15 protein-coding genes are annotated in these 15,167 nt (G+C 73.3%); 9 read left to right on the top strand and 6 right to left on the bottom strand.

The window, feature by feature from the left end; genetic code table 11:
* The coding region (locus K7G60_RS35745) for a sensor histidine kinase (protein WP_263986687.1) at nucleotides 1–491 on the top strand (491 nt) is incomplete at its 5' end.
* Between the two features lie 106 nt (nucleotides 492–597).
* On the opposite strand, the gene K7G60_RS35750 is transcribed toward K7G60_RS35745, so the two are convergent.
* The gene (locus tag K7G60_RS35750) at nucleotides 598–1,638 is read right to left on the bottom strand and encodes a hypothetical protein (protein WP_225805128.1); all 1,041 of its coding nucleotides are present in this window, start codon (nucleotides 1,636–1,638) and stop codon (nucleotides 598–600) included.
* Between the two features lie 177 nt (nucleotides 1,639–1,815).
* Between K7G60_RS35750 and K7G60_RS35755 the strand changes: the two genes are divergently transcribed.
* From K7G60_RS35755 to K7G60_RS35765, 3 genes are all read left to right on the top strand, one after another.
* Nucleotides 1,816–3,006: a cytochrome P450 gene (locus K7G60_RS35755; protein ID WP_225805129.1), complete on the top strand. Its 1,191-nt coding sequence runs from the start codon at nucleotides 1,816–1,818 to the stop codon at nucleotides 3,004–3,006.
* Between the two features lie 38 nt (nucleotides 3,007–3,044).
* Nucleotides 3,045–3,254, top strand: coding sequence for a ferredoxin (locus tag K7G60_RS35760; RefSeq protein WP_225805138.1), 210 nt, complete (start codon nucleotides 3,045–3,047; stop codon nucleotides 3,252–3,254).
* A gap of 135 nt (nucleotides 3,255–3,389) precedes the next feature.
* A complete protein-coding gene (locus K7G60_RS35765) occupies nucleotides 3,390–4,175 on the top strand; it encodes a DUF4253 domain-containing protein (RefSeq protein ID WP_225805130.1) in 786 nt (261 codons plus the stop codon).
* 37 nt (nucleotides 4,176–4,212) lie between these two features.
* On the opposite strand, the gene K7G60_RS35770 is transcribed toward K7G60_RS35765, so the two are convergent.
* Together K7G60_RS35770 and K7G60_RS35775 are read right to left on the bottom strand one after the other, a co-directional pair.
* The gene (locus K7G60_RS35770) at nucleotides 4,213–4,479 is read right to left on the bottom strand and encodes a hypothetical protein (protein WP_225805131.1); all 267 of its coding nucleotides are present in this window, start codon (nucleotides 4,477–4,479) and stop codon (nucleotides 4,213–4,215) included.
* Nucleotides 4,480–4,992: 513 nt separating this feature from the next.
* Nucleotides 4,993–5,505: a hypothetical protein gene (locus K7G60_RS35775; protein ID WP_225805132.1), complete on the bottom strand. Its 513-nt coding sequence runs from the start codon at nucleotides 5,503–5,505 to the stop codon at nucleotides 4,993–4,995.
* Nucleotides 5,506–5,942: 437 nt separating this feature from the next.
* Between K7G60_RS35775 and K7G60_RS35780 the strand changes: the two genes are divergently transcribed.
* The 4 genes from K7G60_RS35780 (at nucleotide 5,943) to K7G60_RS35800 (ending at nucleotide 8,895) form a co-directional block, all read left to right on the top strand.
* Entirely contained in the window at nucleotides 5,943–6,638 is a 696-nt protein-coding gene (locus K7G60_RS35780; RefSeq protein WP_225805133.1) for a type 1 glutamine amidotransferase domain-containing protein, read from the top strand.
* A 5-nt stretch (nucleotides 6,639–6,643) separates the two neighbouring features.
* Nucleotides 6,644–7,222 (top strand): TetR/AcrR family transcriptional regulator, encoded by a 579-nt coding sequence (locus K7G60_RS35785; RefSeq protein ID WP_225805134.1) that lies wholly within the window; start codon nucleotides 6,644–6,646, stop codon nucleotides 7,220–7,222.
* Between the two features lie 189 nt (nucleotides 7,223–7,411).
* Complete coding sequence (locus K7G60_RS35790) at nucleotides 7,412–7,861, top strand: nuclear transport factor 2 family protein (RefSeq protein WP_225805139.1); 450 nt, start codon at nucleotides 7,412–7,414, stop codon at nucleotides 7,859–7,861.
* A gap of 239 nt (nucleotides 7,862–8,100) precedes the next feature.
* A complete protein-coding gene (locus tag K7G60_RS35800) occupies nucleotides 8,101–8,895 on the top strand; it encodes a YqjF family protein (protein WP_225805140.1) in 795 nt (264 codons plus the stop codon).
* A 48-nt stretch (nucleotides 8,896–8,943) separates the two neighbouring features.
* Here the strand turns inward: K7G60_RS35800 and ligA are convergent, their stop codons facing one another.
* A complete protein-coding gene (ligA, locus tag K7G60_RS35805) occupies nucleotides 8,944–11,010 on the bottom strand; it encodes an NAD-dependent DNA ligase LigA (protein WP_225805135.1) in 2,067 nt (688 codons plus the stop codon).
* A gap of 205 nt (nucleotides 11,011–11,215) precedes the next feature.
* On the opposite strand from ligA, the gene K7G60_RS35810 reads away from it, so the two are divergent.
* Entirely contained in the window at nucleotides 11,216–12,424 is a 1,209-nt protein-coding gene (locus K7G60_RS35810; protein WP_225805141.1) for a glycosyltransferase, read from the top strand.
* A gap of 237 nt (nucleotides 12,425–12,661) precedes the next feature.
* Here the strand turns inward: K7G60_RS35810 and gap are convergent, their stop codons facing one another.
* Both gap and K7G60_RS35820 read right to left on the bottom strand, forming a co-directional pair.
* Nucleotides 12,662–13,660, bottom strand: coding sequence for a type I glyceraldehyde-3-phosphate dehydrogenase (gap, locus tag K7G60_RS35815; RefSeq protein ID WP_225805136.1), 999 nt, complete (start codon nucleotides 13,658–13,660; stop codon nucleotides 12,662–12,664).
* A 108-nt stretch (nucleotides 13,661–13,768) separates the two neighbouring features.
* Nucleotides 13,769–14,725, bottom strand: coding sequence for a GlxA family transcriptional regulator (locus tag K7G60_RS35820; protein ID WP_225805137.1), 957 nt, complete (start codon nucleotides 14,723–14,725; stop codon nucleotides 13,769–13,771).
* Nucleotides 14,726–15,167: the final 442 nt, after the last annotated feature.

Genomic DNA, 15,167 nt, shown 5'->3' on the forward strand with positions numbered 1-15,167 from the left:
CCCGCAGGACGGGGCCCCCCCCGACACCCCCCCGCGCCGAGGCCCGCCGCTTCGTGCACGACCTCGCCCCCGCCGACCTCGCCGGGGGCGGCGGCCTCGAAGAGGCCCTGCGCTCCCTCGCGGAGCGGGAGTCCTCCGAGACCCTCCGGGTCCGCTTCCACCAGGACGGCACGCCCGCCGCCGCGCTTCCCGACCGCGTACAGGCGGCGCTGCTGCGGATCGCCCAGGGCGCGCTGGCCAACATCCGCGAGCACGCCGACGCCGGAACGGCGGCACTGACCCTCAGTCACCTGGACGACCAGGTGGTCCTGGACATCGCCGACGACGGCCGCGGCTTCGACCCCGTCGAGAAGCCCGGGGGCGTGCGCGGCCACGGGCTGCCTGTCATGCGTGCGCGTGTCCGGCAGCTCGGCGGCGAGCTCATGATCGAATCGACGCCGGGAGAGGGAACGGTCCTGACGGCCGTCATCCCCCTGTCGCCGGCGCCCTGACGACCGCCGTCCCGCCGTCGCCGCTGTCCCGACGACCGTCGTCCTACGCTCGCCACCGCCCCGGCCGGGCGCGGCCCGACTTCGCGGTGCCCGTCGGGCGCGGCGGCTACTCGCTCGCTCCGGAGAAGCTCACCCGTACCGCGACCGGGGCGCCCGTGGCATCCAGGTCGGCCGACACCGGAAAGCAGCCGTCGCCCCAGCTGGTCATGGCGCAGAGCAGTCGGGCGTCGCCGATGTCCACCGTCCCGGACTCCACGTCGGAGGCACGGACCTGGCGCATGACCTGCCAGTGGTGGGAATGGGGCCGGAAGTCCACCATCATGCGCAGCCCCCTCTCCTCCTTCCACCCCTGCAGGGCACGAGCCTTCTCGATCGCCCGCGGAACGGCCAGCCCGGTCCATCCCCGGACACCGTCCTCACCGGGCTCCCCCAGTTCCGGCGCTCCGAACACGGCGGCGGCCTCCTCTGCGGCCGCGCCCCAGAAGGCGACGTCGGCGAGACCGTCCACGGGCTCGTCGTGCTGCCAGTCGTTCAGGGCCTCGGCATCGCCGAAGAGGACGCGGGCCCGGTCGACGCCGATGTCACCCAGCCGCACGGTGGACACCGGGCGGGCCTCGCTCATCCGGACGGTCATCTCGGACCAGCGGGGGCCGATGCCGTCGCCGAAGTCGACGCGCGAAGCCCGCACCGGCAGACGGCGGTCGCGGGGCACTCCTCCCACCGCGACGACGGGCAGCCCGAACATCAGGAAGCCGCCACCACCTCCGGCGGCGGTGCGACGCGCCCGGTGGGCATGCGGTTCGCGCCCGGGCACCGCCTCCAGGCGGGCATCGAGTCCCGCCGTCCGGCAGTGCTCGGCGAACACGGCCTCCAGCTCCGCCACTCGGGAGGCCGGGATGTCGTGCAGCATGTCGCCCGGCTGCCGGCCGAAGCCACGGACCGCCGCCGGGGCATCGGGGCCCACCACGGCGAAATCGACCGAGCCGCGTACGTCGGCGGCCGTCGCCGGATCGTCGACGCCCAGCACGGCGGGGTCGATCTCCGCCGGCGACCGCTCCCCGCTCCACAGCCCCAGATGGCCGCCGTCCACGACGACCAGGACCCCCGAAGGGCAGCTGATCTCGCCGAGCCTGAAGATCTCTTCCACGGCAGGCGAGTTTACGGCCACCCGGCAGACCGGAACGCCCGGGCGACCGCCCGCCGTATGGACCGCGCCCGTTCCGGTGGAATGGCCGAACTGTGCGTAGACCAGATAGGTGCCTGAGGCATGTAGTGGAGACGGCAACACAGTCCCTGCCACCGATGCGCTCCCAGCGAGGCCCCCGTGACGAAAGCCGTGGCGTTCCCCCAGGACCGGACCTGCCCCTACCACCCGCCCGCCGCCTACCCACGGACCGAGGAGGAGCACCCGTTGACGCGGGTCACCCTCTGGGACGGAAGGCCGGTGTGGCTCGTCACCGGACACGCGGCCGCCCGCTCCCTCCTCGCGGACCAGCGCCTGTCCACCGACTCGACCCGTGACGACTTCCCGCTGCCGACGGAGCGCGCGACGGCCGTGCGCAGGCGCCGGCGCGCGGCGCTGCTCGGCTGGGACGACCCCGAGCACAACGCCCAGCGACGGCTGTTGATCCCCAGCTTCACCCTGAAGCGCGCCGAGACGCTGCGGCCCCGCATCCAGGAGACCGTGGACCGGCTCCTCGACGCGATGGAGGCGCAGGGGCCGCCGGCGGAGCTGGTGAGCGCGTTCGCCCTGCCCGTGCCGTCGATCGTCATCTGCGACCTGCTCGGCGTGCCGTACGCGGACCACGACTTCTTCGAGGAGCAGTCGCGGCGGCTGCTGCGCGGTCCGACGGCCGCGGACACCGAGGAGGCGCTGGCCCGACTGGAGGGCTACCTCGGCGACCTGATCGACCGCAAGCGCCGGAAGCCCGGCGACGGCGTCCTCGACGACCTGGTGGCACGCGGGTCCGAGGGCGGCGGCCCCGACCGCGAGGAACTGGTGCAGCTCGCCACGATCCTGCTGGTGGCCGGGCACGAGACCACGGCGAACATGATCTCCCTGGGTACGTACACCCTGCTGCGCCACCCGGAGCGGCTGGCGGAACTGCGGGCGGATCCCGGGCTCGTACCGGCCGCCGTGGAGGAGCTGCTGCGGTTCCTCTCGATCGCCGACGGGCTGCTGCGGGTCGCGCGGGAGGACATCGACGTCGCCGGGACGGTGATCCGGGCGGGCGAGGGCGTGGTCTTCTCGACCTCGGTCATCAACAGGGACGCCTCCGCGTACAGCGACCCGGACGCCCTCGACTGGGCCCGGTCCGCCCGCCATCACGTGGCGTTCGGTTTCGGCATCCACCAGTGCCTCGGGCAGAACCTCGCCCGCGCGGAGCTGGAGATCGCGCTCGGGACGCTCCTGCGCCGACTGCCGGGGCTCCGGTTGGCCGTCCCGGCCGAGGAGATCCCGTTCAAGCCGGGCGACACGATCCAGGGGATGCTCGAACTCCCCGTCGCATGGTGAGAGGAGCGGTGCGGAACATGGCGAAGGAAGCGGTGCCCATGCGCGTGTCGATCGACGCGGACGTCTGCATCGGCGCGGGACAGTGCGCCCTGACCTCCCCGGACGTGTTCACCCAGGACGACGACGGCTTCGGGACGGTCGTCCCGGGCCGGGAGGACGGCACCGGCACCCTGGTCCGCGAGGCGGTGCGTGCCTGCCCCGTGCAGGCGATCACCCTCCATGACCCCGCCGACGAGCCGCGTGCGTGACGGCCGTCGACGAAGGCGGTGAGGGGTCGGCGCCGCCGCCGTCCGGCGGTGCCGACCACCTCTGGCGGTCACCGCGCCCGCCGCGAAGCGCCGGCGCCCGACGGGCTTGTCAGTGGCTCGGCCTACTGTGCGGTCATGTCGTTCGCCCTGCCCGACGGTCTGCCTCCCGGCCGGTTCATGTCGTGTGGCTCCACCCGCATATGGGTCTCCGACGCGTTCCCCCGAGGCGTCGAGGAGTTGTGGCCCCGCCTGCTGGACGAGCGGGGAACGCACGGCCCGGTCCCGCTCCTGTGCCGGCCCGACGCCGCGGGAAGACCGCTCAGCCCCGACCACGTCGCCGCCGTCCGCCTGGACGAGGTGCCGGCCGCGGACTTCGCCGAGTACCGCCGCGAGCGGCTGCCCTACTGGTCGGACCCGACACCGCCTCCGACACCTGAGGGAATCGAGCCGTGGCCGCACGACCCCGGCCCGCCCTACGAAGAGTGGCCGGGCCTGGCACCGGGGATGCCGACCGCTTCCTGGGACCCGACGCCGGAGGAGGCTGCTTCACGCCTGGCGACCGGGATCATCGAGAGGGGCTCGTCCGGGCTGGACGGGTGCCGTCTCGTTCTCGTCCCCGCCCGTCGCGGCAGCGACGCCCTGGCGTTGACCGGTTGGTCCGCGGAGGCACCGCTGCCTCTCCTCTGCGCACTCCTGCGGAGCTGGGAGGACCGGTTCGGCGCCCGGCTCGTGGCGGCCTTCCACAGCGAACTGCACGTGTCGGTCGCGAGACCTCCCGTCGAGGCGGAACACGCGACCCTGCTCGCCCTGGAGCACGTGCTCTCGACCGCGGACAACATCGTCGACGACCCGCCCACGCCCTTCTCCGAGTACGCGGCGGACCTGGTGGGACGGACTTCCTGGTCGTTCTGGTGGGACTGAATCACGAGCGAGTTCCGCCGGTCTCCCGACCGGCCCGTCACGAACTCTGCCGGAGCCGCTCCGCGGCCTGGGCGGGGGTGTCGTAGCAGCCGGGCCGTGCCACCAGGACCGAACCGAAGTAGTAGCCCCGCTCATTGCCGGGCTCGTCGTCGGCTGCGAACGGGCGCCAGAAGCTCAGCAGCAAGTCCTGGGCGACGAACGAACCGGCGTCGTCCGGGTCTTCCTCGACGGAGGTGAACTCACCGACCCGCCGGACGACGTCTCGGGCCGGAAGCGCGAACACGTCCACGCCCTGGAAGAGCACTCGGTCCGTAGGATCGACGGTCGCCCCAACTCGACGGCTTCGAGCACGCCGCGCGTGCCGACGCCAAGAAGCGGGCGCGGGCTTCGAGGCGGTGGGGTTCACACCGATCGGCGTCTCGCTCCGCGAAGCCGCCGAGGGCCTCGGAACGAGCGGCAAGCGCCGCATCGTCCTGGTCTCGGACGGTGAGGACACCTGCGCGCCGCCTCCGTGGGAGGTGGCCCGCGAGCTCAAGGCGCAGGGCATCGACCTCGCCGTGGACGTGGTCGGGTTCCGGACGCCGTCCTCGGCACGTACGCAGCTGAAGTGCGTCGCCGACGTGGCCGACGGGTCGTACCCGGACACCGACGACGCCGACTCGCTGGCCGCCGATCTGGGCGCCCTGTTCCGCAAGGGGTGGCGGACCTACCACGCCACCGGCAAGCCGGTGGCGGGTTCCCCCGTCGGCTGCCAGGACGGTCCGCTGGTCGCGCCCGGCCAGTTCCTGGACGGGTTCACCGGAGGGCGCGACCTCTCCTACAAGGTCAGGAAGCGGCCGGACCAGCGGCTCCAGGTGAGCGCCACCGCCGTCGCCGAGGAGGGGTACGAGCGCGGTTCCGTCATCCCCGTCTCGGCCGGCCCTCCGGGTGACGACGAACCCCGCGACTGGCTGCAGGAGTTCGACCAGTCGATGGGAGGGACGGACATCATCTTCACCGGAGGCCGGAGCAGGCCCGGAGCGGGCAGCGAGAAGCACGCACCGGACGACATCGGCTGCATCATGGTCGAGAACCGGGTGACCCGGCCCGGCGACGGGCCCATGCCCGTCGAACTCCTCGTCGGCATCGCGGACAAGACGACCCGGGGGGCCGGCGCGCGGGCTCCGAAGCCCCGCACCGGGGTCGATGCCGAGGGCGGCTTCTCCTTCGACAGCGCCACCCCGATCGGACCGGGCACCCACCGGCAGTCCATCGCCGTCGGCGAGGCCCCCTTCTGGCGGGTGGAGCTGAAGGCGGGCCAGGAACCGACGGTCAAGGCCGGCGTGGACATCCCGGGCGACTTCCCCGGTTCCCCACCACCGGGTGGGGCCGCACCGTCTACAACACCCGGCGCGAAGAGACGCGGTGCAACGAGGACAACGACGCGATCGGCGGCACAGCGGTTGCCGCGAAGGACGACGACTCGTCGGTGGACGAACTCGCGCTGCCGGTCGGTGTCGGCGCAGGGGTCCGTCCGGTGCCGGTCGGCCCGCCGGTCCGGGGAGCGGATCGCCGGGGGCTCGGCGTGTGCGTATTCCTCGTCGATCCATCGGGATCCCTATCGGAGGCATTGGTTTCTTCATTGGATCCCTATGGCTCTCCGGCCTACTGTCGAGGACGTCGCCGCACTGACGATCTCGCCGCGGAACGTCACTCGGGCCAGAGTGTCAGTGTGCGCACCCCCGTCTCCGGGCCCCGCCCGGGCCCGCCCTTCCCTGGAGCTCTCTCATGTCGAAGATCCTTTTCGTGATGACCGGTGTCGACCACTGGACGCTGGCCGACGGCACCAAGCACCCGACCGGGTTCTGGGCCGAGGAGGTCGTCGCGCCGTACGAGGCGTTCAAGGCCGCCGGTCACGAGGTCGTCGTCGCCACGCCGGGCGGTGTCGTCCCGACCGTCGACGCGGGCAGCCTCGCTCCCGAGGTCAACGGGGGCCAGGAGGGCGCGGACAAGGTCGCCGCGGCGCTCGCCTCCATCGGCGAGATCCAGCACCCGATCAAGCTGGAGGACACCCGTCCGGCCGATTACGACGCCGTCTTCTACCCCGGCGGCCACGGCCCCATGGAGGACCTCGCCGTGAACGCCACCTCCGGCAGGCTGCTGGTCGACACCCTGCGCTCGGGCAAGCCCCTGGGCGTCGTGTGCCACGGGCCGGCCGCCCTTCTCGCCGCCACCGACGCCGACGGCTCGAACGCCTTCGCCGGCCGCAAGGTCGCCGCCTTCACCAATGCCGAGGAGACCCAGGCGGGCCTCGCCGAGAAGGCGAAGTGGCTGCTGGAGACCCGGCTCCTCGAGGCCGGCGTGGACGTCCGGGCCGGCGAGCCGTGGGCGCCGCACGTGGTCGTCGACGGCAACCTGATCACCGGCCAGAACCCGTCCTCCTCCGCCCCGCTCGCCGCGGAGCTGCTCAAGAAGCTGGCCTGAGCCCCATGGGCACGGACCGGCTCGACGAGGTCCTCGACGCCGCGTACGACTGTCTGACCCGGTACGGCGTGCGGCGCACCACGATGGACGACATCGCCACCACCATGGGGGTGTCCCGGTCCGCGGTCTACCAGTACGTCCGCAACAAGGACGACGCCTTCCGCCGGCTCGCCGCGCGCCTGCACGACCGGGCGCTCGTGCGGGCCCGGCGGTCGGCGGCCGACGAGGACGCCCCGTACGCGGAACGCGTCCGGGGCGTCCTCGCCGCCAAGCTCGACCTCGTCCTGGAGCTCGACGCCGCCTCGCCGCACACCGCCGAGCTGATCGACACCGAAGCACGCCTCTTCGGCACCATCTGCGGCGCCTTCACCCGCGACCTGCGGCGGCTGCTCGTCGACCTGTTCACCGAGGCCGGTACGGCAGCGGGGTTCGAGCCCTCCGAGGCGGCCGACATCGCGATCGCCCTGGCCGTCGGCCTGGAGAGCGCCCCCGAGCCGCGGCGCCTCCTCGGCCCGGCGAGCGACGCGCTCCTCGCGGGGCTTCTCGGCGCGGAGCTTCCCGGCCGGCCCGCCGGACTCCGCTGACCGCCTGACCGCCTGCGGCCTCGCGGCCGTACGCACCGCCTTCCACGGCCGGGCGATGGGCCCCGGCAGCCCTCCGGCAGCCTCCGTCAGCGAGAAGGACCGTCGTGGGCCTGGACAGGGCTGCCTTCGCCTCACTAGCCTCCTCTCCATATAATCAATTAGTTGAGTAATCATGTCGTGGAGATGTGCATGAAGTCCTTCCGTCAGGCCGTAGAGGCGAACGACCACGCGGCGATCGAGGCGCTCCTCGCCGAGGACGTCGTCTTCACCAGCCCCGTGGCCTTCAAGCCCTACCCGGGCAAGGCGATCACAGCGGCCGTCCTGCGCGGGGTGTCCCGCGTCCTCACCGATTTCCACTACGTCCGGGAGTTCACCGGCGAGGGCGGCCGCGACCACGCCCTCGTCTTCGAGGCCCGCGTCGGCGACCGCGCGATCACCGGCTGCGACTTCCTCCACCTGAACGAGCAGGGCCTCATCGACGGCTTCACGGTCATGGTCCGGCCGCTGTCCGCCGCGCAGGCACTGGCCGAGGCGATGGGGGCGCAGTTCGACCGGATCGCCGCCGAGGCCGCGGGCACCGCCCCCGCCGGCGAGGCCACCGGCCGGACCGCCGAGACGGGCCCGGAAACGCCGGTCTGACCGCGGCCGCCCCCCTCCGGCAAGCGGGTGTACGGACCCTCCTGGTCGAGCGGCGCAACGTACCGGGCGGCTGCGCGACCTCCTTCCGGAGGGGACGGTGCGAGTTCGAGGTGGCCCTGCGCAGGCTCTCCGGCCTCGGGGCGGAGGGCCGGGCGTTCCCGCTGCCCTCGCCGGGCCGCGGAGGGCAGCCTCCGTCGGAACCCGATGCGCCCCACCCGCCGGTGCCGGATACTGCTGCGATGCCGCAGACGCCGCCCGCCGTGGAGCCGGAGCCCATATCGGCCGACCCGCCGCACCGCACGAACCGCACCCTGCTCACGCAGTCCTGGCTCGACCTGGCGTTTCTGCACTGGCCCGTGGACCCCGTCGAGGTGGCCCCGCTCCTTCCGGCCGGAACCGTGCCCGACACCCTCGACGGATTCACCTACGTCGGTCTCGTCGCCTTCCGGATGCACCGCGTCGGCTGGTTCCGCCTTCCCGGCCTCCCGTACCTCGGGAGCTTCCCGGAGACCAATGTGCGTCTGTACTCCGTGGACGGTCACGGGCGCCGCGGTGTGGTGTTCCGCTCGCTCGACGCGTCCCGCCTCGTCCCCGTGGCCGTCGGACGGTGGGCGTTCCGCATCCCCTACGTGTGGTCGAGGATGTCCGTCCGGAACGACGGCTCCACCGTGACCTACACCAGCAGGCGGCGGTGGCCGGGGCCGCGCGGGGCGCACAGCGCGATCAGCCTGGACGTCGGCGAGCGGGTCGAGGAGCCCACCGAGCTCGAACACTTCCTGACCGCCCGGTGGGGCATGCACAGCTCCTTCCGCGGACGCCCCCTCTACCTGCCGAACACCCACCCGCGCTGGCCGCTGCACCGCGCCCGTCTCCTCGGCTGCGACGAGACCCTCCTCGCCGCGGCCGGGCTCCGCCGTCCCCCGGGGGAGCCCGTGAGCGTGCTGTACTCACCGGGCGTTCCCGTGCGGTTCGGCGGCCCGCCCCGGCTCCCGTCCACGGTGTCCGTCCCGCGCCCGAGGGCCGGCGGCGACTGACGTCGCCGCACTCCGCCCGTACCGCCCCCGGCAGGCGTGCGGCTCGGCTCAGTCCAGGTACGCGGCCACCAGCGCGGCGAAGTCCTCCGGGGTGAGGACCTCGACGCCCAGTTCCCCGGCCTTGACGGCCTTCGAGCTCGGCTTGCCGTTCGCCGACGGCGCCGCGACCAGGTACGTGGTCCTGGAGTTCACGCCGCTGCCCGCGCGCCCGCCGGCCTTCTCGATGAGCGCGCCCATCTCGGAGCGCCCCCAGCCCTCCAACGGGCCGGTCATCTTCCCCGTCACGACGACGGTCTTCCCGCTCAGCGGCCCGTCGGCCGCGTCCTCGTCCTTCTCCTGCCTCGGCTCGGTCATGCGGACGCCCGCCGCGATCAGCTTGTCGATCACCGGGGCGAGCGCGGCGACCTGCTCCACGATGACCGGCGCCTTCTCCGGGCCTATGCCCTCGACCTCCTGCAGGGCGGCGGCGTCGGCCGCCCGGATGGCCTCCATCGTGCCGAAGTACGCGGCGATGCGCCGGGACATGCTGCGGCCGGTGCCCGGCACGCCGAGCGCGCAGAAGACGCGGCTGAGGGGACGGGACTTGGCGAGCCGGATCTGCTCGGCCAGCTTCGCGCCCCGCTTGGCGCTGCCGGAGGCGGCGGTGAGCTGCTCCTCGGTGAGGGTGAACAGGTCGGCGACGTCACCGACGACGCCGGCGGCGATCAGCGCGTCGACGTACTTCCTGCCGAGGCCGTCGATGTCGAGGATGTCGCGCCCGGCGACGTACTCGATCAGCGGCGCGAGCGCACAGGCGGTGCCCTTCGCGCAGCGCCACCGCTCCTGGCTCTTGTCGATCTCCCCGCCGCAGTGGGGGCACGCCTCGGGCAGCGGCACCGGAACGGCGCCCTCCGGGCGGAGTTCGACGACGGCGGCCTGGACGCGCGGGATGATGTCGCCGGCCTTGTGAACCGTCACGGTGTCCCCGATGTGGAGGTCCCGCCGCAGGATGTCGGCGGGGTTGTGCAGGGTGGCGCGGGTGACGGTGGACCCGTCGAGCTCCACGGCGGCGAGCACGGCCGTCGGGGCGAGCACACCCGTACGGCCCACTTCCCAGAACACGTCCTGAAGGACGGTCTGCCGCTCGACGGCCGGAAGCTTGTAGGCGATCGCCCAGTACGGGAAGCGGCTGCCGAAGCCCGCCGTCGTCTGCTCGGCGGCGCTGTCGGCCTTGATGACGACGCCGTCGATGCCGAACGGCAGGCTCGCGCGCATCGCGGCGATGGCGTCGACCCTCTGCTGGGCCTCGGCGAGGGTGGCGACCACGTGCAGTCCGGCCGGGGTGGCCGCCGTCGTCCGCACCCCGGCTTCCGCCACCGCGGCCAGGGTCTCGGCGTGACCGGCCCCGGCGGGCAGGAACGCCCGGCCGTCGAGGTCGACGGCGCCGTACGCCCAGAACGTCATGGCCAGACGGTAGGGCCGGTCCTTCGCCCGCAGCGTGCCGGCGGCTCCGTTGCGCGGATTGGCGAAGACGTCTCCGCCGTGCGCGATCCGTATCTCGTTCGCCGCCTCGAACTGCTCCTGCGTGAAGAGGACCTCTCCGCGCGCCTCGAAGGTGGCGGGGACGGGCAGTCGCTCGGGGAGGCCCACGATCGTCCCGATGACGTGGCTGACGTCCTCGCCCTGCGTACCGTCGCCGCGGGTGATGATCTGCACCAGGCGTCCGTCACGGTAACGGGCGGCGACGGCCGCGCCGTCCATCTTCGGCTCGACGGTGAACCCTCCCGCCGGCTCGTGCCCGAGCCGCCGCTGGAGCGAGGCGCCCCAGGCGACGAGCTCCTCGGGCGCGAAGACGTTGTCGAGGCTGAGCAGCCGTGTGGTGTGCACGACGTCCCCGGCCGGGGCGGCGCCGTCGGCGACCCGGTCGGCGGGCGAGTCCGGAGCGACGTCCTCGGGGTGCTCCGCCTCCCAGGCCTTCACGTCGAGCCGCAGCCGGTCGTACGTGGCGTCGTCCATGACGCTGTAGCCCGCGCCGAAGTACGTGCGGGACGCGTCGCGCAGACGCTCGATGGCGGCCTCGTAGGCGGCACGGCTGGACAGGCTGAAGTGCGCCTCAACGGCGGGCGTTGTCGTCATGCCCACCATCCTGTCGCAGGGGTCTGACAACGCCCGTTCACGATGCCGTGCGGCCCCGACGCGGAACGTCCCGGTGCGCCGGATCGACGGTCCGGTCCACATCGCGGAGTCGTCCGCCGGCCGGTCCCGCTCCCCCCGGGACGGACCGGGGAGGAGAATCCCTTCCTCAGGAAGGAAGTTGTGGGAGGGGAGTCACAGAGTGCGTGTGGTGTTGTCGACGTACGGGGCGCGCGGGAGCGTCGAGCCGACGGCGGGGCTCGCGGTGGCGTTGCGGGAGCTCGGTGCGGAAGTGCGGGTGTGCGCGCCGCCGGACGAGGAGTTCACGGAGCGGCTCGCCGAGGCCGGCCTGTCCGTGGTGCCGACCGGTCGGCCGGTGCGTCCGCTGGTGACGACGGTGACGCCGGGGTCGGCGGTGGGCCTGGCCCAGCGGGCCGCCGAGTTGACGGCCGCTCAGTTCGGGACGGTCGCCGCCGTGGCCGAGGGAAGTGACGTGCTGGTGGCCGCCGGGCCGCTGCCGGTCACGGCCGGTGCGCGGTCGGTGGCCGAGAAGCTGGGCATCCGTTACGTACACGCGAGTCACCAGCCGGTCGTCCTGCCCTCCCCGCACCGCCGGCCGCCCGCGCGGCGGGGCCGGCCGCTGCCGCGGGAGGTGACGGACAACCGGGTGCTGTGGGACCTGGACGCCCGCATCGCGAACGAGATGTTCGGGGAGATGCTCGACGCCCAGCGGGCCGCGGCCGGCCTGGCTCCGGTGGACGATGTCCGCGACTACGCCTTCACCGGCCATCCGTGGCTGGCCACGGACCCCGTCCTGGATCGGTGGGAGCCGACGGACCTGGACGTGGTGCAGACCGGCGCGTGGATCCTGCCCGACGAACGCCCGCTCCCCGCCGGGCTGGTGGAGTTCCTGGACGCCGGTGCTCCGCCGGTGTACGTGGGCTTCGGCAGCACGCCCCTGGGGGCCGCCCCGGACATCGCCCGGGTGGCGATCGAGGCGGTCCGCGCGCAGGGCCGGCGCGTGCTCGTCTCCCGGGGCTGGGCCGGACTGGCCCCCGTCGACGACCGCGACGACTGCTTCGCCGTCGGAGAGGTCAACCACCAGGCGCTCTTCCGCCGGGTCGCCGCCGTCGTGCACCACGGAGGTCCGGGCACCACGACGACCGCCACGCGTGCGGGCGCACCTCAGGTCGTCGTCGCCCAGGGCGCCGACCAGCCCTACTGGGCGGGCCGTGTGGCCGGCCTGGGCGTCGGTGTCGCGCACGACGGCGCGAGCCCGTCCGTCGAGTCCCTCTCGGCAGCGCTCCGGACGGCCCTCGCTCCCGGGGTGATCGCCCGCGCGGCGGCGGTGGCGGGCACGATCCGCTCGGACGGGGCGGCGGTGGCCGCGAAGCTGCTGTTCGACGCGGTCGGCTGAGAAGAAGGCGGCCCCTCGGCGGTCCGCGGCACCCGGCGGGGCGACGGAGACCGGTCAGGACCCTCCGCCGGTCCACGGCGCCGGGGGCGACCTCGTGTGCCGTCCACCGCCGGAACGAGGACGGTTCCGCGCCGAGAACGCGTCACACGCCGACCCCCGTGCGGTCGGGGTCGGCGTGTGACCGTGCCTGTTCCCATCGCGTGCGCGCGTGCGGCGGGTCGGCCGTTCGTCTCGTCGTCAGCGCGTGGCGATGAGCTGCAGGGTGTCGATCACGCGGTTCGAGAAGCCCCACTCGTTGTCGTACCAGGCGACGACCTTGACGTGACGTCCCTCGACGCGGGTGAGGGCCGAGTCGAAGATCGACGAGTGCGGGTTGCCCACGATGTCGGCGGAGACCAGCGGGTCGTCCGAGTACTCGAGGACACCGGCCAGCGGGCCCTCGGCCGCGGTGCGGTAGGCCTCCAGGACCTCCTCGCGGGTCACGTCGCGGGCGACGGTCGTGTTGAGCTCGACGATCGAGCCCACCGGGACCGGCACGCGGATCGAGTCGCCGGACAGCTTGCCGTCCAGGTTCGGCAGCACGAGGCCGATGGCCTTCGCGGCGCCCGTCGAGGTCGGCACGATGTTGACGCCGGCGGCGCGGGCACGGCGCGGGTCGCGGTGCGGGCCGTCCTGCAGGTTCTGCTCCTGCGTGTAGGCGTGAACCGTCGTCATGAAGCCGTGCTCGATGCCGGCGAGGTCGTCGAGGACCTTCGCGAGGGGCGCGAGGGCGTTCGTCGTGCAGGAGGCGTTCGAGACGATCGTGTGCAGATCGGCGTCGTACGCGTCGGTGTTCACGCCGTAGGCGAGGGTGACGTCGGCGCCGTCCGCGGGCGCGCTGACGAGCACCTTCTTGGCGCCGGCGTCGAGGTGCGCGCGGGCGGCCTTGGCGGAGGTGAAGCGGCCGGTGGACTCCAGGACGATGTCGACGCCGAGTTCGGCCCAGGGCAGCTGCGCCGGCTCGCGCTCGGCGAGCACCTTGATGCGGCGGCCGTCGACGACGAGGGTGTCCCCCTCGACGGTGACCGGGCGGCCCAGACGGCCCGAGGTCGAGTCGAAGGCGAGGAGCCGCGCAAGGGCCGTGGGCTCCGTGAGGTCGTTGATGGCGACGACCTCGATGTCGCTCTCGCGCTCGAGGAGCGCGCGCAGCACATTGCGTCCGATGCGGCCGAAACCATTGATGGCGATACGAGTCATGAGCGGTGTCCCTTCCGATTCGCCACCCAGGTTCGCGCGGAATGATCGCTCCGACCAGCGGCGTGATCGCCACGGTCCGCAAGTATCGCGCCAAGGGGTCGGCGGGGGCTACTCCCCCTGCGCGAAGGTGCGCCGGTACTCGGTCGGTGTGGTGCCCAGGATGCGCTGGAAGTGCAGGCGGAGATTGGCCCCGGTGCCCAGGCCGACGTCGGCGGCGATCTGTTCGACGCCCCGCTCGGATCGTTCGAGGAGTTCACGGGCCATGTCGATGCGGGCGCGCATGACCCACTGCATCGGCGTGTAGCCGGTGTCCTCGACGAACCGGCGCGAGAACGTGCGCGGCGACACGGCCGCGTTCCGGGCGAGGATCTCCAGCGTGAGGGGCTCGCCGAGCCGGTGCAGCGCCCATTCGCGGGTGGCGGCGAACCGCTCGCCGAGCGGCTCCGGGACGCTGCGGGGCACGTACTGCGCCTGGCCGCCGCTGCGGTACGGGGCCGCGACCAGGCGCCGGGCGGCGTGGTTCGAGGCGCCCACGCCGAGGTCCCCGCGCAGGATGTGGAGGCACAGGTCGATTCCGGAGGCGGCGCCGGCGGACGTCAGCATGCTGCCCTCGTCGACGAAGAGGACGTTCTCGTCGACGTGGACCAGCGGCCACTTGGCCGCGAGCGCCCGCGCGTAGTGCCAGTGGGTCGTGGCGCGTTTGCCGTCGAGGAGGCCCGTGGCGGCGAGGGCGAAGGCCCCCGTCGAGATGGCGGCGAGCCGCGCTCCGCGGGCGTGGGCGGCGATCAGCGCGTCGACGACGGCCTGCGGCGGGTCCTCGCGGTCAGGGTGGCGGTAGCCGGGGACGAAGACGATGTCGGCCCACGTGAGCGCTTCCAGACCGTGGGCGACCTGGTAGGACAGACCGTCGCCGCCGGCCACGATGCCGGGCTCCGCGCCGCAGACCCGTACCTCGTACGGCATGCTCGCCCGGGTCGTGAACACCTGCGCGGGGATTCCGACGTCGAGGGGTTTCGCTCCTTCGAGTACGAGGACGGCGACGCGGTGGAGACGTGAAGCAGACACGTCCACGAGGGTACGCGTACGCGTGTCCTCGCTGGTCAGCGACGTCCGCGGACGCCCTGGCCGCCGGGCGCACGGGGGGGGACGACGTCCCTGTGCGGCCGGGACCGGTCGGGCGCCGGGCCGTGGCGGCCGGGGGCCGGGACCTGGATGTGGCGGCCGGGGGCCGGGACCTGGATGTGGAGCCGGGGGCCGGAGCCCGGGAGGTGTGGTCCCGGGTCCCGAAGCCCGGGATTCGTGGTCCCGGTCGGATCGCGGTCGGGGTGGAACTACGCCGTCCGAAACTCGTCGCCCGTGTCCGGAACCTCCGGCGCGTCACAGCACTCATGATCGTTGGGCACGGGGATCGCGCGACAGCGACGCGGTCCCCGCCCGGCGGCCCACCCCCGCCCAGTGCCGCGCCGAACGTTCGGAAGAAGTCGAGGAATCACCGTGTCCCTGTCGT

Origin of the sequence: Streptomyces sp. NK15101 (assembly GCF_020400725.1) — a bacterium.
GTDB lineage: Bacteria > Actinomycetota > Actinomycetes > Streptomycetales > Streptomycetaceae > Streptomyces.

Coding starts and splice junctions, on each gene's coding strand:
- K7G60_RS35760 (WP_225805138.1), top strand. CDS start 3,045: ATGCGCGTGTCGATCGACGCGGACGTCTGCATCGGCGCGGGACAGTGC.
- K7G60_RS35765 (WP_225805130.1), top strand. CDS start 3,390: ATGTCGTTCGCCCTGCCCGACGGTCTGCCTCCCGGCCGGTTCATGTCG.
- K7G60_RS35775 (WP_225805132.1), bottom strand. CDS start 5,505: ATGTCCACGCCGGCCTTGACCGTCGGTTCCTGGCCCGCCTTCAGCTCC.
- K7G60_RS35780 (WP_225805133.1), top strand. CDS start 5,943: ATGTCGAAGATCCTTTTCGTGATGACCGGTGTCGACCACTGGACGCTG.
- K7G60_RS35785 (WP_225805134.1), top strand. CDS start 6,644: ATGGGCACGGACCGGCTCGACGAGGTCCTCGACGCCGCGTACGACTGT.
- K7G60_RS35790 (WP_225805139.1), top strand. CDS start 7,412: ATGAAGTCCTTCCGTCAGGCCGTAGAGGCGAACGACCACGCGGCGATC.
- K7G60_RS35800 (WP_225805140.1), top strand. CDS start 8,101: ATGCCGCAGACGCCGCCCGCCGTGGAGCCGGAGCCCATATCGGCCGAC.
- ligA (WP_225805135.1), bottom strand. CDS start 11,010: ATGACGACAACGCCCGCCGTTGAGGCGCACTTCAGCCTGTCCAGCCGT.
- gap (WP_225805136.1), bottom strand. CDS start 13,660: ATGACTCGTATCGCCATCAATGGTTTCGGCCGCATCGGACGCAATGTG.